The 22414-nt window shown below is 35.0% G+C and carries 23 protein-coding genes and 1 pseudogene; 16 read left to right on the forward strand and 8 right to left on the reverse strand.

The features are described from left to right. The 3 genes from GXZ72_07455 to GXZ72_07465 all read right to left on the reverse strand — a co-directional run. Positions 1-2551, reverse strand: a 2551-nt coding sequence (locus tag GXZ72_07455; protein HHT19380.1) for a PAS domain S-box protein, incomplete at its 3' end; no start/stop codon positions are given. A gap of 277 nt (positions 2552-2828) precedes the next feature. Further along, complete coding sequence (locus tag GXZ72_07460) at positions 2829-3683, reverse strand: VWA domain-containing protein (GenBank protein ID HHT19381.1); 855 nt, start codon at positions 3681-3683, stop codon at positions 2829-2831. 23 nt (positions 3684-3706) lie between these two features. Then, positions 3707-4768, reverse strand: coding sequence for an AAA domain-containing protein (locus tag GXZ72_07465; protein HHT19382.1), 1062 nt, complete (start codon positions 4766-4768; stop codon positions 3707-3709). 205 nt (positions 4769-4973) lie between these two features. Between GXZ72_07465 and GXZ72_07470 the strand changes: the two genes are divergently transcribed. The 3 genes from GXZ72_07470 to GXZ72_07480 all read left to right on the forward strand — a co-directional run bounded on the left by GXZ72_07470 (position 4974) and on the right by GXZ72_07480 (position 6536). Then, on the forward strand, positions 4974-5129 hold the full coding sequence (locus GXZ72_07470) for a hydrogenase maturation nickel metallochaperone HypA (protein HHT19383.1): 156 nt from the start codon (positions 4974-4976) through the stop codon (positions 5127-5129). A 4-nt stretch (positions 5130-5133) separates the two neighbouring features. Further along, the gene (locus GXZ72_07475) at positions 5134-5604 is read left to right on the forward strand and encodes a hypothetical protein (GenBank protein HHT19384.1); all 471 of its coding nucleotides are present in this window, start codon (positions 5134-5136) and stop codon (positions 5602-5604) included. A 227-nt stretch (positions 5605-5831) separates the two neighbouring features. Next, positions 5832-6536 (forward strand): DUF116 domain-containing protein, encoded by a 705-nt coding sequence (locus tag GXZ72_07480; GenBank protein HHT19385.1) that lies wholly within the window; start codon positions 5832-5834, stop codon positions 6534-6536. Between the two features lie 147 nt (positions 6537-6683). Here GXZ72_07480 and GXZ72_07485 read toward each other — a convergent pair whose 3' ends face one another. The 3 genes from GXZ72_07485 to GXZ72_07495 form a co-directional block, all read right to left on the reverse strand. Further along, positions 6684-6884 (reverse strand): helix-turn-helix transcriptional regulator, encoded by a 201-nt coding sequence (locus tag GXZ72_07485; protein HHT19386.1) that lies wholly within the window; start codon positions 6882-6884, stop codon positions 6684-6686. A 242-nt stretch (positions 6885-7126) separates the two neighbouring features. Next, positions 7127-8059, reverse strand: coding sequence for a CPBP family intramembrane metalloprotease (locus GXZ72_07490; protein HHT19387.1), 933 nt, complete (start codon positions 8057-8059; stop codon positions 7127-7129). A 53-nt stretch (positions 8060-8112) separates the two neighbouring features. Continuing rightward, entirely contained in the window at positions 8113-8523 is a 411-nt protein-coding gene (locus GXZ72_07495; protein ID HHT19388.1) for a DUF2178 domain-containing protein, read from the reverse strand. A 271-nt stretch (positions 8524-8794) separates the two neighbouring features. On the opposite strand from GXZ72_07495, the gene GXZ72_07500 reads away from it, so the two are divergent. From GXZ72_07500 to GXZ72_07560, 13 genes and pseudogenes are all read left to right on the forward strand, one after another. Then, the gene (locus tag GXZ72_07500; protein ID HHT19389.1) at positions 8795-9691 is read left to right on the forward strand and encodes an alpha/beta hydrolase; all 897 of its coding nucleotides are present in this window, start codon (positions 8795-8797) and stop codon (positions 9689-9691) included. Positions 9692-9756: 65 nt separating this feature from the next. Beyond that, positions 9757-10518, forward strand: coding sequence for a SagB/ThcOx family dehydrogenase (locus GXZ72_07505; protein HHT19390.1), 762 nt, complete (start codon positions 9757-9759; stop codon positions 10516-10518). 48 nt (positions 10519-10566) lie between these two features. After that, positions 10567-11131, forward strand: a pseudogene (locus GXZ72_07510) (flavodoxin family protein). Between the two features lie 81 nt (positions 11132-11212). After that, positions 11213-11953: a methyltransferase domain-containing protein gene (locus GXZ72_07515; protein ID HHT19391.1), complete on the forward strand. Its 741-nt coding sequence runs from the start codon at positions 11213-11215 to the stop codon at positions 11951-11953. A 106-nt stretch (positions 11954-12059) separates the two neighbouring features. Continuing rightward, complete coding sequence (locus tag GXZ72_07520) at positions 12060-12386, forward strand: dinitrogenase iron-molybdenum cofactor biosynthesis protein (protein ID HHT19392.1); 327 nt, start codon at positions 12060-12062, stop codon at positions 12384-12386. A gap of 305 nt (positions 12387-12691) precedes the next feature. Then, entirely contained in the window at positions 12692-13282 is a 591-nt protein-coding gene (locus GXZ72_07525) for a 30S ribosomal protein S3ae (protein ID HHT19393.1), read from the forward strand. A gap of 12 nt (positions 13283-13294) precedes the next feature. After that, the gene (locus tag GXZ72_07530) at positions 13295-13972 is read left to right on the forward strand and encodes a TIGR00297 family protein (GenBank protein HHT19394.1); all 678 of its coding nucleotides are present in this window, start codon (positions 13295-13297) and stop codon (positions 13970-13972) included. A 4-nt stretch (positions 13973-13976) separates the two neighbouring features. Then, entirely contained in the window at positions 13977-15203 is a 1227-nt protein-coding gene (locus tag GXZ72_07535) for a 2,3-bisphosphoglycerate-independent phosphoglycerate mutase (GenBank protein ID HHT19395.1), read from the forward strand. Positions 15204-15206: 3 nt separating this feature from the next. Continuing rightward, positions 15207-16559 (forward strand): phosphoglucosamine mutase, encoded by a 1353-nt coding sequence (gene glmM / locus GXZ72_07540; GenBank protein HHT19396.1) that lies wholly within the window; start codon positions 15207-15209, stop codon positions 16557-16559. Between the two features lie 75 nt (positions 16560-16634). Next, positions 16635-17915, forward strand: a complete 1281-nt coding sequence (locus GXZ72_07545; protein HHT19397.1) for an NTP transferase domain-containing protein — start codon at positions 16635-16637, stop codon at positions 17913-17915. Positions 17916-18051: 136 nt separating this feature from the next. Continuing rightward, complete coding sequence (locus GXZ72_07550; GenBank protein ID HHT19398.1) at positions 18052-18546, forward strand: gamma carbonic anhydrase family protein; 495 nt, start codon at positions 18052-18054, stop codon at positions 18544-18546. A gap of 35 nt (positions 18547-18581) precedes the next feature. Next, positions 18582-19682: a histidinol-phosphate transaminase gene (locus tag GXZ72_07555; protein ID HHT19399.1), complete on the forward strand. Its 1101-nt coding sequence runs from the start codon at positions 18582-18584 to the stop codon at positions 19680-19682. 276 nt (positions 19683-19958) lie between these two features. Next, positions 19959-21092: a tetratricopeptide repeat protein gene (locus GXZ72_07560; GenBank protein HHT19400.1), complete on the forward strand. Its 1134-nt coding sequence runs from the start codon at positions 19959-19961 to the stop codon at positions 21090-21092. Positions 21093-21158: 66 nt separating this feature from the next. Here the strand turns inward: GXZ72_07560 and GXZ72_07565 are convergent, their stop codons facing one another. After that, entirely contained in the window at positions 21159-21524 is a 366-nt protein-coding gene (locus tag GXZ72_07565) for a DUF5518 domain-containing protein (protein HHT19401.1), read from the reverse strand. A 431-nt stretch (positions 21525-21955) separates the two neighbouring features. Further along, a complete protein-coding gene (locus GXZ72_07570; GenBank protein HHT19402.1) occupies positions 21956-22387 on the reverse strand; it encodes a DUF1284 domain-containing protein in 432 nt (143 codons plus the stop codon). Positions 22388-22414 lie beyond the last annotated feature (27 nt).

Here is a 22414-nt window from a genome sequence, read left to right on the forward strand (position 1 = left end):
CTCCTGAAGGAAGTTCAAATTCAATCCTACCATTTTCACCAGTCTTAAAAACATTATGCAAAGCATCATCCCATAAATCAACCATATCCTTCGGAAACCCAAGCTCTTTATGAGTTTTACCTATAAAATCCTCAGCTGGAATCCCTGTCACTTTTTCTGCATTGGGGTTGACATACAAATGCCTTAAATCTGAATCAAAAAGCATGATAGTATCCAACGAATTCTCAGTAAATGATCTAAACTTACTTTCACTATCTCTTAACGATTTTAGAACTTTTTCACGTTGAGAAATATCCCTAGAAAATGTGTATATCATCTCTTTTCCATGAAAATTCATGTAATTGGAATTTATCTCTACCGGGAAAATCCTTCCATCCTTAGTTTTATGACGAGTTTCAAAGGAAAATGAACCTTTCAAACGCAAATCTTCAGCAAAATTCTTCCATGTTTCCTGACTAAAATCAGGGACAACATCAAAAACATTCCTAGACAAAATTTCTTCCTTTGAAAAACCTAAAGAGTCACAAGCAGATTTATTAGCATAAATAAAATCACCATCCATATCTACCCAGTAGATTTCATCAGAAGCATTTTCAATAGAAAACTGACTAATTTGAAGATCTCTCTCCGCATCTTTACGTTCAGTGATGTCTGTTAATGTTATCAAATCTGCTGGTTGGCCATCGTAGATGATAAATCCTGCTGAAAGGTCAATGTTACGAACATCGCCAGATTTAGTTATAAATCTAACTTCATATCTGTTTGGGACTTTTTCTCCCTTTAGTCTTGCCTTTATACTTCCCATCATCAATTTTTGATCATCAGGATAGAAATTATCCCACAAATTCATTGTGTACAGTTCTTCTTTACTGTATCCACTCATCTGTACTGCAAAATCATTGGCATAAACCACTTTATCCCTTTGATAGACAACTATAGATATTGGAATATTATCTGCTAACACGCGAAACTTTTCTTCGCTTTCTTTCAACGCATTTTCGGTTTTTTTGCGTTCAGTTATATCCACCATTATTCCAATTATACCGGCAAGTTGGCCTTTTTCATTTTGAAATGTGGTTTTATTAAAAAGTACTAAATGCATAGTGCCATCGGCATATGGAACATATTCCTCATAGAACTGTGAACCTGGATTTTTAAATAGTTCTTTATCCTTTTCATGAGACATGTCAGCCGATTCCTTTAGAGTGATATCATGAACTGTTTTTCCCACAATTTCATCCTTAGGCAATCCAATTATCTCTTCAAATCGCTTATTACAACCCATATATACATAATTCATGTCTTTATAAAACACAGGGTAAGGTATGGTGTCTATTAAATGTTGTAAAAAACGATATTGATCTATTGCAGATTTTTCAGCCATTTTACGAACAGTGATATCTTTAATAGTTTCTAAAGATCCAATGATTTTTCCTTCAGAATCCTTAATTGCAGCTGCAGTGAGGTGTAACCATTTTCCTTCACCCACATGAGGGAAGAAATCTTCAATTTCATATGCATCTTTTAAATGTTCAGATTCTTTGAATTTACCTGAATAAAACTTATTAAGTTGATCTAAATTTCCTTGGACCATCAAATCAGCTAAACAAGGTCTTTTTTCACTGTAAAATGCTTTCCAATGGTTATTAGTTCCAATTATTTCTTCAGATGAGATTCCACTATAATCTGCCATTGCTTTGTTCCAATACATTACACGGTGATTTGTATCTATTACAAATTGTGGAACTGGGGAGCCATCAATTATGGCATTTAATTGACTTTCCCTATTTTTAAGCTCTTTTTCCATTTTTTTGCGATGAGAAATATCTGTGAACATGGCAAATGAACCGACAAAATCCCCATTATCATCCATTAATGCAGTTACAGAGATGATTGTGGAAACTTCAGAACCATTTTTATGCTTAAATCTTCGTTCATAAGTTTCAGGATGCCCTTTAATTCGTTTTTCAATATGTTTTTCGGCTTCTGGAATATCTTCTTCAAAAATGAAGAATGTCACATGTTTTCCTAACATTTCTTCCATAGTATAACCCAACATTTCAGCTAATTTTGGGTTAACATAATTTATATTGAAATTAGCATCTGTAGCCCATATACCTTCATTTGCAGTCTCTACAATAGATTTGTAACGTTTTTCACTTTCTTTCAACTTTTTTTCCATCTGATTTTTATAAAGAGCAAGCTCAATAGCGTATCTTAGTTCAAAAGGATCATAAGGTTTGATTAAATAACCATAAGGTCCAGTTACTTTTGCTTTTTGAACTGTATCCTCTTCAGAATGAGCTGTTAAATAAATTATGGGAATTTCTAATTCATTTATTTCATTAGCAGCTTCTATGCCATTTAACTCACCTTTCAATATTATATCCATTAAAATAAGATCAGGTAATTCTTTTCGTGCCTTTTCCACAGCCTCTTCACCACGTGAAGCAGTGCAAGGAACCTCATAACCAAATGATTCTAGGGTCCGCTTTATATCCATGGTTTCGATTGCATCGTCCTCCACTAGAAGGATTCTTTGTTTTGCCACCAAAATCACCGTTTTGTTCGCTGGTAAGTAAAAAATTTCCAAATATGAACTTTAACTTTCTAATAATACCTTTGTCTTTAATATTTTGTAAATTCTCTTATTTGATTTTATGTAAAAAAAGGAAAGTTAAAATAATCGAATATCATCTCCAGTTTATTTCCTATTTATAACTTAATAAATATTGAAAAGTAAAAAAAAATCATAGAAGCGTGTTTTTTGTCAAATTTACTAATATTAATTAGACTATTCCATTCCATTTTGTTTCAGGTAAAATCTGTTACAGATTTTCACGTTCAAAATCTAATATTTTTGAAACAACCATTCCAGGATCCTTCAATTCTTCTAAATCATAATAACGGCCACCAGCTGCCAGTGCAAGTTCCATGTTCACTTCATGACCATAACGTACTGATCTTTCGAAGTTTATTACAATAGTGTGAATTTCTTTTTCTTTAATCTTCTCTGCAATGTTAAGGGCATCTTTAATAGGGCCGTCCTCTAAAGCAACATTGGGCATGCCATCAGAGAGTATGAGCAGCATAGGTACGAATTCATCCTTTAATTTCTCTTTTTTAAGAAGTTCATAACTTTTTCTCATTCCGGCGGCAAGTGGAGTTGTTCCTCCAACTCGGATATTTTCTATTTGTTCTCTAAAGGATGTGGCCCGGCGGGTGGTGGGGATAATTATCTCTGCTTCTTCTCCTTTAAACCCTATCACACTAATTCTGTCCTGATGACGATTAGTGTCCTCAATAACACTATTTAATATTCCTTTTAATCTGTTAGCTTTCTTATCAGAAAACATTGACCCACTTATATCCACTAACATGACTATAGAAGCTTTAGCACCATGTTTACGAATTTTATGACGCAAGTCTTCACTTTTTACCTTAATCTTTCCTTTAGAGCTTAAAGCAGCAGCTCGTAGTGTTGCGTCAATTGCAACATCACCAGAAGAGTTTTTGGGAAGTTTACTTTTGATATAACGCCCTTTCTGTGTTTTTGAATCAACTCTCGTACCGTAACGGCGATTTTTCTTTTTTCCCTTCATTTTCAAGAGTTTTTTGACGTCCACTTCTTCTTCTATGGCTTCAACCTTTTGTTCCTCTTTGTTGAGGGTTTTAAGTTTCATCCCTCTCTTTTTTCCTTCATTTTCTAACTGGTTTGGGACTTTTTTTTATCATCCCCCTTATTTTCGTGGGATAGTTCATCAGCAGCAATTTCTATCTGTTTTTTAATTTTTTCTTCATTTAATTTTTTTTTCTGGAATCTTTCACCTAAAACCAGGGCAGCTGCCTCCTCAACATCAATAGATTCAACTTCCTGATGTTTGTAATATGCGGCAAGGGTTTTAGCAGTTTTTAGAATGGCAATGTCTGCTCTATGTCCATCAACACCCATATCAACACACAATTGGGCTATTACTTTCATGGTTTCTTGTGAAACATTTACTTTATCTAAAAACTTCCGGGCTTTGATTATGTTGTCCAATATCTGGTCTTGATATTTTTGAAATTCCTTCCGGAAGGAGGTGGGATCTTTTTCAAATGCTTCCCTTCTTTCCATGATTTTCACACGGTCCTCAATGTCCATAATACTCTGAACTGAGATTTGGAGCCCAATTCTATCAGACAGTTGAGGTCTGAGTTCTCCTTCTGCGGGATTCATAGTCCCTACCAGTATAAAGTTAGATGGATGGACCAGAGAAATGCCTTCTCGTTCGACTGTGTTTATTCCGTAGGCTGCAGCATCCAGAAGCACGTCTACTAGATTATCGTCCAGAAGATTAATTTCATCAACATAAAGTATGTTGCGGTTTGCATCTGCCAGTATTCCTGGTTCCAATGCTTTCATTCCTTCTTTTAGGGCTTTTTCAATGTTGATAGAACCAACCACTCTATCTTCGGTGGCTCCTAAAGGAAGTTCCACCACACGCATTTTCTTTTTTTCGATTTGAATATCTTCTGATCCGATATTTTTGCATGAATCACAGAGAGATTCGAAATCATCTGGATCACAATTGAATGGGCAACCTTTAACAGTTTTTAATGGGGGCAATAAATCTGCCAATGCACGTACTGCAGTGGTCTTTCCAGTTCCTTTATCACCTTTTATTAACACCCCACCAATTGAGGGGTTAATTGCATTTAAAACTAATGCTTTTTTAACTCGTTCTTGGCCAACAATAGCTGAAAATGGAAAAATCAAGTTTTTCAATAGTCTCACCAACTTAACAAAAAATCTTTCTTGAAAATAAATATTTATAGTTTTTTTATAATCAGACTTATATTGGATTTAATGGAATAAATAATGTGTGTTAACACCAAAATCCCCTTTTTTATGACTTTTCTTTTATTTATAGCCCTTAAATTATCCTAAAAATTAAATAATATCAAGAGCATAGAACTAGTGGTGATGCAAAATGTGTTCAGTTGGAGGCCCAATGGCTGATATTAAAATGAAAAAACTTAAAACCAAAAGATATCGATGTTTGGATTGTGATAATGAGTTTAAAGGGATTGGAAGGAGAATAGTGTGCCCAGCATGTCAATCTGACAATGTAGAGGAACTAGAGTAAGATTATGGTGCAGAAAATTTCTCTCCAAGATGATGAAATTATTTTTTTGAAAGGAAAATCTGGAACTGTAGGTGTGGCTAAATTTGCCAAAAACGGACACATATTCATAGGAACCCCTGACAAAGAAGAAATTGTGATTTTTCTTGAAAAAAAAGATATTATTGCAGTTTCTTCCTTTAATTCAGGCCCTGTAGCCGAAAATGGAATTAGGTCACTGATTTTTCTTTTAAGAGAGTTGGGATCTCCGTTAGTGGTTTTGCCAGAAAATCATCCCACCTCTCAAAGACTACCACTGGTTGCCAGTTGTGGGGAAAAAGTTCGCTTGGACTGTAACATCACCCCAGGGACCCATCCTGAACAGAACATACTATGTGCTTGTGATGATCTTTCCGGAGTTGAAATAAAAGCATCAAATGAAGGAATACAGATCAATGGATCATTTAAAAACTTCAAAATCGATAAAATCAATTTTTAGAGAAATTCTTTTCAAAAATTATCTTTAATTCTACCTCGTTGCATGATTTGGAAGAATTAAGTTTTGTTAATATTAAAATTAACTGGAATAATAACTAAATTAATATAAGATAAGCAAGAAAATTTATGTAGAATATCAAAATACATTCATTATACACTATGTATTTTTACCATTAATATTATCCGAATTTTAATGAAATTTTAATTAAGATACTAACTGATGATAACATGACTATCGCTGAATTTTACCAGATATTTGGCCAAGTTGTTTTAGCAGCTGGAATTCTTCTCTTAATTCTTCTATCAGTCACCCTCATACTAGGCCGAATGCTAATTGAAAAAGACCGCCTTGTTTTTCCTAAACTACTACTTTTCACCATGGATGTTTTTTATGGACTTTTCAAAAAATTCTCTGAAAGCATGGGTGTTGACGGAAAAATTGTTGATCATATTGGTGTAGAAGTACGAAACAAAGTCAATGAAAAACATTTCAAAAAAATTGAACCTAAAGACACAATATTAGTATTACCCCACTGTTTAAGACACTTGGAGTGCGAAGCAAAACTGGAAACATCAGGTTTAGCTTGTGAAAACTGTAAACGCTGTGTTATCGGTGTTTTAAAGGAAAAAGGAGAAAAGATGGGTTACACTGTATTTATCATTCCAGGTTCCACATTCCTAAAAAAAATTGTGGAACAAAACAAGTTCAAAGCCGTTATTGGTGTGGCTTGCTTCCAGGACCTTAATCTGGGTATGATGAAGCTTTCCAAATTCTCATGCCAAGGGGTGCCCCTACTCAGGGACGGCTGTGTTAATACCAAAGTTGATAGCCGTGCAGTGCTGGATACAATGGGTGTTAAGCTCAAAGAAGCTAAAAAATTAGTTCCAAAGAGTTCTTGTAGCGAAATTCCCGAAAAAAGAGGATCAATATAACTTCTTTTTATTTATTTCACTTTTTTTCTTTATTAGTTCCATACTTACTAATTGTTTATTAAATTCGGGTCGTGAAAATTAGTTTCAAGAATTAATTTTTGTCTTTGGAAGAAATGAATGTTTTCATTGGCACCATAATCACATTGTTCACAAATCAGGGTTATAGATAAAAATATCCTCAATTTGGACTTTAAAATATTTAGCTATATTAAAAGCTAATTTAAGAGATGGATCGTACTTATTTTTTTCGATGGCGATAATTGTTTGTCTGGTTACTCCTAATGCCTTTGCCAGATCTTCTTGTGTAATATCATTCATTGCACGAAAAACCTTCAATTTATTTTCCATAGTTCCGCCATACTCCTTCACTGAATTAATTAAGCTATTTCATCTTATAATAGTCCTCATAATGCTGTGTTTAAGATACTTGATAAATATCTGCAATAATGGAGACGCATTTATCATGTGAATAAACCATTTATACAAAATAATTTGCTTTTTCTTTATTTTAGAAAATTGTTTCATTACATACCCCCATCAAACATCATTTACTGAGCTAATTTTTTTTTTAGTTATTATACAATGTTACCTTACATTACTGGTTTTTTTGAATATTTCCTATCATAAGTCAATAATCCAATGTTAACAATTGCCATTGCAATGAAACCTGCCAGTCCTGTTGAACCCACAGTTAAATCACTGCCCCCTGTGGTGAAAAGTAAAGATAATCCAGCTGTTCCGTTTAGGCACCCATGCATAATAGCTGCGGCAATAACTGATCCTGAACGGATGCGGACATAGGCAATTAGCGGAGTGAAAAGTACACAAAAACCAATCATCATAAATACGCCTATAACTGGGTTTTGAGGATAATTATAACCCTGAATTATTATGGGAGCATGCCATAATCCCCAAATTATCCCAATTACCAGAGACATTTTCCAGAAATCCATATAACTACATTGTTTTAGTAAAAAACCTCTCCATCCCAACTCTTCACCAAACGCAGCCACAGCGTTAATGGTTGGACCAAATATTAAACCTTGAATTAGGGTAGAAATAAAAATTAGGTAAGGTGCACTTGCAATTTGTGTTTTGAATAGTTCTAATTGTTCTGAAGTCATAGATCCACTAAATCTAGCTATGAATCCTTCCATACCTGACGAATAATGGACACCCGGCATTATTAAACTAATCCCAAATGATAACAATGCTAAAAATAGTGGTAAAAGCCATGCTATCATCCACCATCGGTTAACTTTGAAATTTATGCCTAATATTTTCAATGAATCTTTGTAAATGAATTTTTGAAGGATAATGACCATAATCATTGGGATGAACATGTATAATATAGCCATATAAATAAATCCGATGTTATTTATCCTGCCACCCAATATATAGTATGTTGCAGCTAATAAATAGCTAAAAAAGAATGTTAAAATTATAAAAAAAAGCGCTTTCTTTTTCATTACTCTGAGTTCGACTTTGGATTCTGTTCTTTCAATATTGGAAGTATTATCCACAAAAACACCTTTAATTATTTCATTTCATATTTTTTTGGTCAAATTAGCTTTGATCAATATTTACGTTTATAATAAACTGTAGATAAGAAATAAATTACTAAAAATAGTGCTGTCACAGCAAATAAAGTATATCCTACTAGGGTAAATTGAGGGTAACTGTTTCTTAATGCCACAATTACTACACCCGCGTAGATGATTATTGCCAAGGATATTCCTAAGGCCATGTTTGATGCTTTTTCATATATTAAACGCGTTCTTTCATCTTCTATGATGAGATCATCTTTACCCTTGAACATTTCATCCAATTTATCCCTTTTAGCATAAACAACCGGAATTATTATAATTAGCATTACAATAGCCAGAGCAACTAAGTAAATATTTCCTACTATTAATCCTACCACCCATAAAGCGGTGATAAATCCAGATGTTATCTTTAAAGCATTTCCTAAAGTTTTCAAATTCATGACCTCACCACGTATAACATACTTTACATTATGTTATATAAACATTACTAAAAGTAAACTATGTTTACCATATTGGCATGAAAATTGAGAAAAAGAAAAAATGGCCATATAAAAAAAAATGTAAATGAACTATAAATGAGAAATATAAATGGAAAATCTAATTCATTTACCATAATCTTAAAGAATAATTCAAACAAATATTATTATAAATAATCCTAATTTGTTATAAAATACCCTAAAAATTTGAATATATTTTAGGATGGATTTTTTAATGAATAAAAATGCTGAAAATCTTGTAAAACTTATAAAAAACAATTTTATCCCGGAAAAAAGTAATCTTAAAAAGGGCACTAATTATTTTAATAATTTTTATCTTTCTTTCAGTTCTGATGGACCTTTAAAAATTCTGAAGGAAAAAGACGCCCCTGCACAGTCATATTGGATTGTAACCCCCAAAAGCAGTCCTGAAAAACTTATCTTATTTTTCCATGGTGGTGGTTTTAACATGGGATCTACCCATGGTCACCAAGACCTCTGCCAGATGTTATCCAAATACACTGGTTTATCAGTATTTAGCGTTGATTACCAACTTAATGAAGAAAATATTTTCCCTGCCGCAGTTGAAGACTGCTTGCAATCATATTTATGGCTCCTTGAAGAAGGTTTTCAAGGTAAAGACATAGTAATGGCTGGCATTTCATTTGGGGGTAATCTTACACTTTCCTCCCTGCTTGCATTAAAGAAAAAAGGGCTTGATTTGCCTTTTTGTGCAGTTTGCATGTCTCCTGTGGTGGACCTCACATTTCCGGTTGTATACAATCATTTGAAGGATGTAAAGGACTGGATCGACCATGAACAATTGGACAAATTCCGGGAATTCTATTTAAAGGACATGGATCCAAAAAATTCCTTGGTATCACCAATATACGGAGATTTAGAAGGCTTTCCACCCCTCATGCTCCAAGCAGGTAGCAAAGAACTTCTTTTATGTGACATAAACCGTTTCAGAGATCTTGCAGTTGAGAAAGAAGTGAAAGTGAATTTAGAAGTATGGCAAGACATGTTCCATTGTTGGCAGATGTTTCATTCTCATCTACCAAGTTCCGAAGCATCCATAAGGAGTATTGGAGAATTTGTAAAGACCTTAAGAAAGAACCAGCTCAAATAATCATTACTATAATTTTAAAAAATAATCGATCTATAGAAAAATTGAAAATATTAAGCGGTGTGAAAATGAATCTGGAACAATATCGTTACTTTTTAAAGGACTCCATAAGGAAAACTATAGATTTTTCTAAAACAGACCAGAGCAAGGGGATAAAAGCGCCTCCAATTGAGAAACCTTATTCAGCGAAATCTAACCGGATTGAACTTATCACTGCTGATTGGAAAAAAATTTTTAACACTAGTCTTTCAGAAGCCATTAAAAACAGAGAAAGTCGTAGGAATTATAATCAAAACCCCCTAACTCTCATAGAATTGTCATTTCTATTATGGGCAACTCAGGGAATCCGCATGTATGCTGGAAATTATGCTTTCCGCAATGTCCCCTCAGCTGGTTGTCGCCACGCCCTTGAAACATACTTAGCGGTTTTTAATGTTGAAACTGATGAATCCGGGGAAAAAATCGAACCCGGAATATATCGTTATCTTCCATTGACTCATGAACTGCTCTTTGAATTTTCGGAAGAAAATCTTAATGAAAAGATGATTAAAGGAACTTTCGGGCAGATATTTGCAGGAAAATCCGCAGTAACCTTCATATGGAGTGCTATTCCCTACCGGATGGAATGGCGCTATGGTTTAGATTCTCATAAAGTTATAGCCATGGATGCCGGACATGTGGGTCAGAATTTGTATCTGGCTTGTGAAGCTATTGGAGCTGGTACTTGTGCCATAGGGGCCTATGACCAGGAATACTTGGATGACTTGCTCCGTTTAGATGGTAAAGATGAATTTACTATTTATTTAGCCCCTGTTGGAAAAATTGATTGATATACAATCAGTGATAAAAAATGTTTCAATTTAACGAGGAAATCTATTATGAAGAAAGTTCTAATATTGTGCGCCAGTCCCCGTAAAGAAAGTAACACAATGCAGGTTTTGGAGGAATGTGCAAAAACTATAGAAGAAAACGTATTGAAACTGAAATAATATCCATAAGGCAAATGGAAATCCGTTCTTACATTGCTTGTGGAAAATGCTCAGAAATATATGAATGTGCTCTGAATGATGGTGTAAACGAGATTATTGAAAAGATAAAAGGTTCAGGTGGCTTCATTGTTGGATCCCCAGTTTACTTTGGAACTGCACGCGGAGATTTAATGTCCGCACTGCAAAGGATTGGAATGTTTAGTCGGTCCTCAGGAAACTTCTTATCTTGGGAAGTGGGAGGCCCCATTGCTGTAGCCCGTAGAGGTGGACACACAGCTACCTTACAGGAAATGCTAATGTTCTTCTTCATTAACGATATGATAGTCCCTGGAAGTACCTAATGGAACATGGTCTTCGGACATCAATCGGACAAGTGGAAGAAAACACAGATGGTATGGAAACCATCCGTAGATTTGGATACAACATTGCTAAACTCATAAAAAAGATAAACTAGCGGATAATAAAGTTAGTGCCTTAGAACTGATATGTTAAGGTAATAATAGAAAAGAAGAATAAATTAGGAAGAAAAGGTAAAATGGCAGAACAGGCACTTTACCGCAAATATGCCCTTTATTACGACCTTATCTACCAGTGGATGGATTATCCTGGTGAATCAGAATTCATTTTAATGGTTGTAAAACGATACAAAAAATCGGAAGGAATGGATCTTCTGGATGTGGCTTGTGGGACCGGGGGACATACCCAATATCTTCAAAATTATTTCAATATATTGGGATTGGATATAAACCCTGAAATGCTGGAGATTGCCCGAAAAAAAGTTCCTAAAATGGAATTCATTCAGGGAGATATGAGGAAAATTGATCTTCAACAGAGGTTTGACACTATTATCTGCCTTTTCTCGGCTATAAACTATCACAACACTTTGGATGAACTTAAAAAAACGTTCAAACGATTTTATGGTCATTTAAAACATGGAGGGGTTCTTATATTTGATCTGGGATTTTGTACTGAGAACTGGGAAGAAGGCCGGGTGTTTGTTGACGCAGTGGTTGAGGGAGATCTGCAACTGGCCCGGATATCACAAAGTCGCCTATATAATGGAGTTTTCGATGCTAATTTCTTATTTCTGATTAAAGAAGATGGTAAAATAGATTTTGAGATTGATAAACATCAAATTGGAGTTTTTTCCACACATGATGTTCAAAAAACTTTGGAAAATCTGGGTTTCAAGTGTCTGGTCTACGGTGGCTACCAAGAACAGTCATGGGATGAAGATGCTAATGAAAGACCAGTTTTTGTCTGTTTTAAACCATAAATTCGTGATTAAGGTTGATAAGTCTGTGAAATTATACCATTATTAATAGATGTTCTATTAAATCCTTGATAGGATATAACATTAATGAAATAGGAGGAATCAAATTATGAAGATTGCCGTTGCAACATCCGACCAGATCAATGCAGATCACTTTGGTAGAGCTAAAGGATTTGCCATATACCAGTGGGATGGGAATGATCCAGAATTTATCAAATACATTAAAACTAACATCGACCCTGAAGAAAAACACCAATGGCAGAAGGGACTCAGTTTGCTGGAGGACTGTGAAATCATAATCGCAGCTCAAGCTGGGATGAAAGCCAAATATGGGATAAAAAAAGCGAATTTGAAGCTGGTTGAGGAAGAAGGTACTGTGGAGGAAGTTCTGAAACGTTTCATAGATCATGAAAGATTCATGAGTAAACCCATCTAAAACCGCACTTTTCTGAATTATAAAATCGGCATAGTATAGTTTTTTCAATTATTTAGTATTTTTGTAGTTGCAAGTGGAAAATTGAACGAAACACTATTAAATCATGCAGATTTAAAGAACTTACTAAGGAATGATTTATCCTTCACTCACAGTTTGGCAATATTTATAAACCATGAATGAGATTTATAATAAATGATTCTAAACTTTTAGACTGGTTGTGATTTTTTGAATTTATACTAGAACCGCGAGTTCTATATAGAATCTTACGGAATCTTACCAAATAATACAAATAATAAGTGATTAGTATGGCTAAAGCAAGACGTAGAAGAGTAAGAGATACATGGAAAGACAAAAAATGGTACACTATTACTACTCCTAAAGAATTCGGAGATGCTGACATAGGCACCACTCCAGCCCGGGATCCTGATATGCTCCTCAAAAGAAGAGTTGAATCAACCATGAGAGAGTTAACCGGTGATTTCAGCAAGCAGTATGTTAAACTGAAATTTCAGATCAGTGAAGTTGCTGGAGATACAGCCACCACTCGTTTCATTGGCCACCAAGTCACCAGTGACTATGTAAGAAGTATGATCCGGAGAGGAACCAGCCGAATTGATTCCATAGTTAGTGTCCAGACCAAGGACGGTCAAAAAATGAAAGTACACGTCCTGACAATCACTATAAAAAGGGCTAAATCATCTCAACAACGTTACATACGGGAAACCATTGAAAAACTAGTGGGGGATGCTGCAGCTGAGAAAAACTTTGTTGAACTGGTGGAAGAAATTATAGGTGGAAAACTAGCCTCCTATGTTTACCATGAAACCAAAAAAATTTACCCCCTAAAAAGGGTGGAAATCATAAAAACCAAAGTAGTTGATGAAGAAAAATCCTGATCTGGGAGACAGATGATTATCTGGGAATATGTGGTTCTCCTGGTGATCATAGGGCTTATTACCTACGCAAAAAAAGCCCTGGATCTCTTGGGATCCATTTTTATGATCATAATGGGTGTGATCATCATATTTGTTGCCGGTGTTAACTGGCTTTTTTTAATTTTCTTATTTTTAATTCTGGGAGTAGGATTCACCAGATACAAAAACGATTACAAAAAAGAGATTGGAGTATACGAAGGAACTAGAACCCTAAAAAATGTAGTATCGAATGGAATTGTGGCATTTGTAATGGCTGCTTTTGGTAATTACGCAGGATTTATAGGTTCCATAGCCACCGCTACCGCTGACACTATGGCCAGCGAAGTGGGAGTGATCACAACTCCAAGACTCATAACCAACTTTAAAAGAGTTCCTCCAGGTACAGATGGGGGAATTTCAGTTGTTGGAACCATAGCTGGAATTCTTGGAGCAGGGTTAATTGGTTTGGCTGCCTATATGCTGGGAGTGTATCCTGATCTTGCAAAAACACTAGCAATTGCATTAGTAGCTGGATCTGTTGGTTGTTTTGTGGATAGTATACTGGGAGCCATGTTAGAGATTAAAGGGTATCTTAATAATGAACATGTGAATCTTCTTGCTACCCTAACTGGGGCTTTACTGGGCAATGTAATGGTATGGTTGTTATGGTGATAAAATGAAGGGAATCATAATGATAATTGATGGGATGGGAGATCGTCCTCTTGAAGAATTAGGGAATAAAACCCCTTTAGAAGCAGCAAAAACACCTAACATGGATTTAATGGCCAAATTAGGAGTTAATGGAATTATGGATCCAATAAAACCAGGTATACGTGCAGGAAGTGATACAGCTCACCTATCAATACTCGGCTATGATCCCTACACTGTTTACACTGGTAGAGGGCCTTTTGAAGCTGCTGGAGTTGGAATAGATGTAATGCCTGGAGATATTGCATTTAGATGTAATTTTTCAACTGCCAATGAAGCAGGAATAATCACTGACCGGAGAGCTGGAAGGGTAAGAGATGGTACTGATGAGTTAGCAAATGTTCTTAATTCAATGAAACTTGATGAAAATGTTGAAGTTATATTTAAAGAATCTACAGGTCACAGGGCAGTTTTAGTATTAAGGGGAGAAAATTTATCAGATCAAGTTTCTGATGCTGATCCCAAACATGATGGAGAGAAATTTCTAAAAATTTTTGGTTTGGATGGTTCTCCTGAAGCCGATGCAACTGCTGCAATTTTAAACAAAATTGTTGAAAAATCTTACGAACTTTTAAAAGACCATCCCGTGAACATAAAACGTGTTGAAAATGGAGAAAACCCTGCAAATATCATATTACCCAGAGGTGCTGGCGCAGTTCCTGAAGCAGAACCTTTTAATGATAAATATGGTCTTAAATCAGCGTGTATTGCTGAAACTGGACTTATTCAGGGGATTGGGAAAATAGCAGGCATGGATATCATCGAGGTAGAAGGAGCAACTGGTGGAGTTGACACCAACTTAGATAACATTGCCAATAGTATTATAAAAACTGCTTCACTTCATTATGATTTTATCCTTATTAACATAGATGGGGCAGATGAAGCTGGACATGATGGGAATTTAAATGAGAAATTAGAATTTATAGAAAAGGTAGATGAAGTTGTAGGTAGAATAATGGAAATTAAAGATGTTTATTTCATTCTAACTGCTGATCATTCCACCCCAATTTCCATAATGGACCACACCGGAGATCCGGTTCCACTGGTGATTAATGGCCCCAATCTAAGAGTAGACCATGTGAACAAATTCAATGAGAGAACAACTGCAAGTGGTGGACTTTGCAGAATAAGAGGTAGTGATATTATGAACATACTGATGGACCTTATGAATCGTTCTTCGAAATTTGGGGCTTAGATTATGGAAACTGAAATTCCTAAACTCTTCGGCACCTCTGGCATAAGGGGGAAAGTAGGGGATGAAATAACCCCAGAACTTGCTTTAAATGTTGGAAAAGCAATTTCAACCTATTTAGGTGAAGGAAATAATGTAGTAATAGGATATGACACCCGAACTTCTAACCAGATGCTAGAAAGAGCTGTCAGTTCCGGTATCTTACAAGGCGGTTGTAATGTTTTGACTTTGGGAATGGTTCCCACACCAGTGGTTGGGTATGCTACCATGAAGCTGGGGGCCAATGCTGGAGTAATGATTACTGCCTCCCACAACCAATCCCCAGATAATGGGATTAAACTATGGAATCCAGATGGTATGGCTTATCTTCAGAAGCAAGAAAGGATAATCGAAAAAATAATACACCAAAAGAATTTTATTAATGTTTCTTGGCAAGATATTGGAAAAATTGAAGATATTAGTTACGTTATTAATGATTATATCAAAGATATTCTCAACTTATTGAATCTCCAAACCGATCTTAAAGTTGTTGTTGATTGTGCCAACGGTGCTGCTAGTTATCTTTCACCTTTAATCCTTAGAAAAGCTGGTTGTCAAGTAGTGAGTTTAAATGCTCAACCTGATGGTTTTTTCCCTGGGAGGAAGCCAGAACCCTCTGCTGCTAATTTGCAAGAATTGATGAATGTGGTGAAGGCCGTGGGAGCTGATTTAGGAATAGCGCATGATGGTGATGCAGACAGAATGGTAGCAGTAGATGAAAAAGGAGAAATGGCCGATTTTGATAAATTATTAGCCCTAATATCAGGAAATATCGGTGGATGCGTAGTTACTACTGTAGATGCCTCAGTATGTGTTGATAATGCCATGGAAAAAGTTGGAGGCAGTGTAGAAAGAACCAAAGTGGGTGATGTCCATGTTGCAGAGATGATTCACAAAATAAATGCCACATTTGGAGGTGAACCATCAGGAACATGGATACATCCCGAGTTTTGTATGTGTCCAGACGGTATTTTATCTGCATTAAGAGTAATTGAACTGGTTCAGAGTAAAGGACCTCTATCAAAACTTTTAGACGAGATTCCAAGTTACCCTACTATTAGAGATAAAATTGATTGTCATAACGATCAAAAAGAAATCATAATGAAAAAGGCAGAATCTGAACTATCTCTAATCTTCGATGATGTGATGGACATTAACCTTAAAGATGGGGTTAGAATATCTTTTGCTGATGGTAGTTGGGTTCTTGTAAGGCCATCTGGTACTGAATCGTTTATTAGAATTACTTTAGAGGGGAAAACGGAAGAAAAAGCTAGAATGATACATGAGAAGTCTGCAAGGTTCATTAAAAAATTACTGTAAAACCTAAATTTTTTATCTGATCAATATATAATTATAATTGAATTAAGTGGGTTAGAAATTAATAGAGGAAGTCATATGAGAGCTGTGATACTTACTGCCGGTGAAGGGACTAGAATGAGACCCTTGACACTCACCAGACCAAAAACAATGCTCCCCGTGGGTGGAAAACCTCTCTTAGAATATAATGTGGAGGCATTAAGGGATGCAGGTATAAAAAACATCACCATGGTAGTTGGTTACCAAAAAGAATCTGTTGAAGAGCATTTTAAAAATGGAAGTGACTTTGGAGTAAATATTGACTACGTCACTCAAGAAGAACGTTTGGGAACTGCACACGCCATTGGACAAGTTGCAGATACTATGAATAAAGATGATGAAGCAATCATAGTGACTAATGGAGATATAATATTAGAAAACAAACTAATAAAAAATTTAATTAATCGATATAATGAATCTCAAGCCCAATCAATCCTAGTACTCACAAAAGTGGATGATCCTTCCTCATTTGGTGTTGTTAAACTGGAAGGAGACTATATTAAAGACATAATTGAAAAACCCCCCATTGAAGATGCTCCCAGTGACCTTATCAACGCTGGCATATACCTTTTTGACCGTAACATATTCCAAGCCATAAAAAAGACTGAAAAATCTGAACGAGGAGAATTTGAAATAACAGATTCTCTCAAAATCCAGATAAGTCAGGGCAAAAAAGTTTTAGGTCTAATTTCCCATGATAAATGGATTGATGTTGGAAGACCTTGGGAATTTTTGGAATTAAATGAACATTATCTGGAAGTCTCAGAATCCATAATTGAAGGAGAAATTGAAGAGGGAGTTACTATTCATGGACCGATCATACTGAAAAAAGGCAGCATCATTCGTTCAGGCACCTATATTATGGGTCCTGTTTATATTGGAGCCAACTGTGATGTTGGGCCCAACACATTCTTGCGTAGGCATACCTCCATTGGCGATGGAGTAAATGTAGGCAATGCTGTTGAAATTAAAAACTCTATAATCATGGATGGAACTAATGTAAATCACCTATCGTACGTTGGTGACTCCATTATTGGGGCTAATTGTAACATTGCTGCCGGTACAAATATTGCCAACTTGCGTTTCGACGATGAGGGTATTAAAGTTACAGTTAAAGGTAAAAGAATTGACAGTGGACGACGTAAAATGGGAGTTATATTTGCGGATGGAGTTAAAACTGGCATCAATTCCAGTTTCAATCCAGGAGTTACTGTTGGTTTAAATTCATCAATAGGCTCTGGTGCCATAATTTACCGAGACATACCCAATAATAAAGTTGTTATACATCATCAAACCCAGGAAATAAAAGAAAAAAAATGATTCACCTAAAATAATGGTTTTAAGAAATTTTTCTTAATTTATTTCTGTTATTTTTATTTTAGAAGGTTTTTAATGGTTTTATATAAATTGTTTTCCTTATGAAATGTTTTTATGATTAGAAAACATAAATTTGGATATGATAGATCGTACTGTTACAATTTTTCCCGGAGCCCACATTATCGGCAAGGTTTTTATGGGTCATAAATCCTCAGTATGGTATAATGCTGTGATTAGGGGAGATATTGAAACCATAACAATTGGAAATTATTCTAATGTCCAAGATAACTGTGTTTTACACTCTTCACAAGGTTTTCCGCTTGAATTAGGAAATTATGTTTCTGTGGGGCACTCCGCAGTACTTCATGGTTGTAAAGTTGAGGATAACTGTGTTGTTGGTATGAATGCAACAGTTCTTAATGGCAGTCACATCAAGAAAAATAGTATTGTTGCTGCGGGTGCTGTGGTAACTGAAGGAAAGATCTTCCCAGAATCTAGCTTGATAATGGGTGTGCCTGCTAGAGTAGTGCGAGAACTCGAAAACAGTGAATTTCAGAAGATCAAAGATAATGCTTTACGTTATTCGAAACTTGCAATTAAAACAAGGATTGAGGATAAAAATAAGTCTAAATGAATGGATTTGAATATTATCAAAGAAGGATTGATTTAATGGTAAAAATAAAAAAAACAGTAATGGAACTTGATCCATATGTCCCCGGAAGATCAAATGATGATTTGGCTCGTGCTTATGGTCTGGATCCTGCCAATATAATCAGAATGGGTTCCAATGAAAACCCTCTTGGTCCGTCACCCCATGCTATTAAAACCCTCGAAAAAAGTCTTCATTTGATAAATACTTATCCTGAATCTAATATTGATGATTTAAAAAATAAAATAGCATCGTATTCCGGTGTAAACCCTGAACAAATTATTGTTGGAGGAGATGGTGCCGATGAAATCCTTGATGTTCTGGCTAAGACCTTGATTGAACCTGGTGATGAATACATTGTACATTCACCCACCTACATGTACTATGAATTTACATTCAGCATATACGGAGCTACCCCAATTTATGCTAGATGGAATGTTGAAAAAAACTGTTTAGATGTTAAATCTGTATTAAAAGCCATATCTACAAAGACAAAAGTAATTTTTTTGTGCACGCCTAACAATCCAACTGGTGGATTAATTGAACAAAAAGATATTAGAACCATTCTTGAAAGTACTGATGCTCTGGTAGTTGTAGACGAAGCATACTGGGAGTTTTCAGGTAAAAACAATGTAAACCTTCTAGAGGAGTATGATAATCTTTTTATACTTAGAACTTTTTCTAAGGTAATGGGACTTGCTGGTATGAGGATCGGTTATGGGATAGGTCAAGAAAAATTCATAGAATACATGCACCGAGTTAAACCTGTTTTCAGCCTTATAAAACTATCTCATATAGCAGCATCAGCCACTTTAGATGATCCAGACTACCTTAAAGAGTCCACCGAATTATCTATTGAAAGTCGAGAATTTTTATATAATGAAATGTTGAAATTTCCTGAATTGAAAGTTTTTAAGTCATTTGCCAATTATATATTAGTTAACGTTCTCAATACTGGAATGAATTCCAAACAAATCACTGAAAAACTAATGCAAAATGGTATAATTGTTAGAGATTGTAGTTCTTTCCGCGGATTAGATGATTACTGGATTAGAGTAAGTGTCGCAACGATAAAAGAAGATGAGAAGTTTATTAACATCTTGCAAAGCATATTAGAATGATAAAATGGTGTGAAATCCCTACAAGTAGATGATATCACCGTAAAAACAAACCCATTTTCAGAAATTTTAAGATTCAAACTGCTGAATTTGATGGGGAAATAATTCAAGTAAATATGAAAAGTGGAACTTTGTTTCCATGAATCTATAAATAAAATAGAAGAAGATTAAATTATCTGTGAATTTATCTTACAAATTCGTACCATCGTAAACATTTACTATTCAAATATTGTTCATATCCTACTCAATTTATCTAATCATCAAATCGGAGGGTGTTAAATACCAATCTTGTTATTTGGAAGCCGCCACTTGGGTTTAATAACCGGTGACAAAACAACCACCATAAGAAAGATCTGGAAAACCCCATTATCACCAGGGGATCGTCTTCATTGCTACTGGAATTTAGTATCCAAGGAACGGGAAAAGCTTTTTGAAGCAGAAGTGACAGATGTAGAAGTAGTTAAGTTCGCTGATCTGATTCAAAACGATGCGTTGGCCCGTGAAGAAGGTTTTAAAAATGCTTCGGAATTAGAATCTGAGTTCCGGAAGATGTATCCTGAACATGTTAATGATGAATCACTTTATCAAGTGATAAGGTTTTTCAAACTACCTATTGAAGAGTGGGAAGGAACTCAGATCAATGAAAAAGCCATGATCACCAAAAGAGCCGATATTTTTTTTGATATTGGAAAATTTGATAAATCAGTGATATGTTACACTGCAGCCTTAAAAATTGACCCTAATGATGTTTATCTTTTAAATAAAAAAGGAGACAATCTTTCACGATTGGGAGAATTTAATGAAGCTCTAAAATGCTATGATCAAGCCTTAATTAAAGAACCAAATAATGAATATATCTGGAATAACAAAGCAATAGCTCTTTTAAATTCAAATAAACCAATAGATGCACTTAAAGCTAGTGACAAAGCTATGGAAATTAATGATAGCAATTTAGTGGTCTTATATTGGAGAGGTTTTATTTTTGAAATGTTAGAACAGTACGATAAAGCACTGGAATGTTACGATCAAATTTTAAAATTGAATCCAGATAACAGTGAGGCTTGGAATGCCAAAGGAAACCTTTTAACCCAAATTGATCGTGCAGAAGATGCGTTAGAATGTTATGATCGCTCTTTAGAGCTTTGTTTAGAAAGTGATCCTGATGCTTCCACTTGGAATCGAAAAGGAAACGCATTGATGGAGTTAAATCGTTTTAAAGAAGCATTAGAATGTTATAATAGTGCACTTTCTCTCGAACCAGAAAATGAAGTTTTTTTAAGTAATAAAGGCGTTGCGTTCATGGAATTAAACCATTTTGAAAAAGCAATGCAGTGTTTTAGAAAAGTTCTAATTATTAACCCTGAAAATGATGATGCCCAAATTTTGTTAGATGAATGCTTGGATAATCTTTAATCAAATTTTAAACCAATATTTTAAATTCATAAAACATCATGACAAAAAAAAGAAAAATCTAGTTTTTTAACTTTTTCCACTTAATAAACCTCCAATAGCTCCGCCGACACCCATTAAAACTATGTTAACAATTAATGAAGCAATTAAAATTGTTATGCCGGTTGTTAAACCTGCTGCAAAACCAGCAAGCCCAGCAAAAATAGTTCCCCCAATTATGAGTAATATTGCCAAAACAATGGATCCAAATGAACCAGCAACTGTTGCATTCCACAATCCCCCGATTATGCCTTCATGGACCCAGTATCCAACTATAAATCCTGATATAAATAATCCAAGGTTAACACCCCAATATTCATTAACATATATTCCAAATAAATTGCCAAGAACTAGAGCTAAAATAAAACCTACAACTACCGGTCCCCATTTCACCATTGTCATTCCCCCTGTTTTTGTGATTACAATTATTGGCACCTAAATACATCATTACTACTACACTAAATATTTAGATCCAAAGAATATTAAAATTTACGGAAGATTTAGTGAAGAAATGGTGCACCAAACATAGCCTTGTCTTTAAATTTTTGAAAATATAACATCCGAAAAATGTTATATTCATCCCACTGTTATGACCAAGCTGATGATTTCACTATTTCATCAGTACAGTGCCAACAGAAATTCTCATCATTCGAACTTTTAAAATCCCCTTTCCGAGCTTTAATCATAAACTAGTGGTGATCATATTCCATTTTTTCCCTCTCCCACTATTCACTAAATGTTTTATTTCAACACTACAGAATTACAAAAAAATCCAAAATATAAAATGTTGAAAAAATAGTTAGATGTTAATTAATACTATAAGGAGATTAAAATCTTTTTTCTTGAAAAAAAAGGCATTTTGATCGCCAGGAACAATTTCCACATATTTCATTAACTGTCTGCCCATCTAAATTTTTAGTAATCAATGAAATCTGTGAAGCAGAAACAATTGATCCTTCTTCAATTTTTAAGTTTTGGAGTACTAATGAATCCAAAAACATAACACTATTAGGGGATGATGACTCAGCATTGCATATCCCTTTATTATTATGAGGACAACATTCACAGATTAAATCAGCACCATTTACAATTTTAATAAAAGAAAAAGGGTTTTTTAGGATTTGTTCAGTAATTTTAGCCATGTTATCGGTGAATTCTTTACTGTAACCAAATCCCTGGAATCCCTGAATGCAGAGAAGGTGGTGGGCCCTGATCCTTAAAGGCTTAGAACCAACGCCATTTTCGACGTTTTTAACCATGAACAAAAAACCTCTGATAAGTTCTAG

It is taken from the genome of Methanobacterium sp. (assembly GCA_012838205.1).
Lineage (GTDB): Archaea > Methanobacteriota > Methanobacteria > Methanobacteriales > Methanobacteriaceae > Methanobacterium.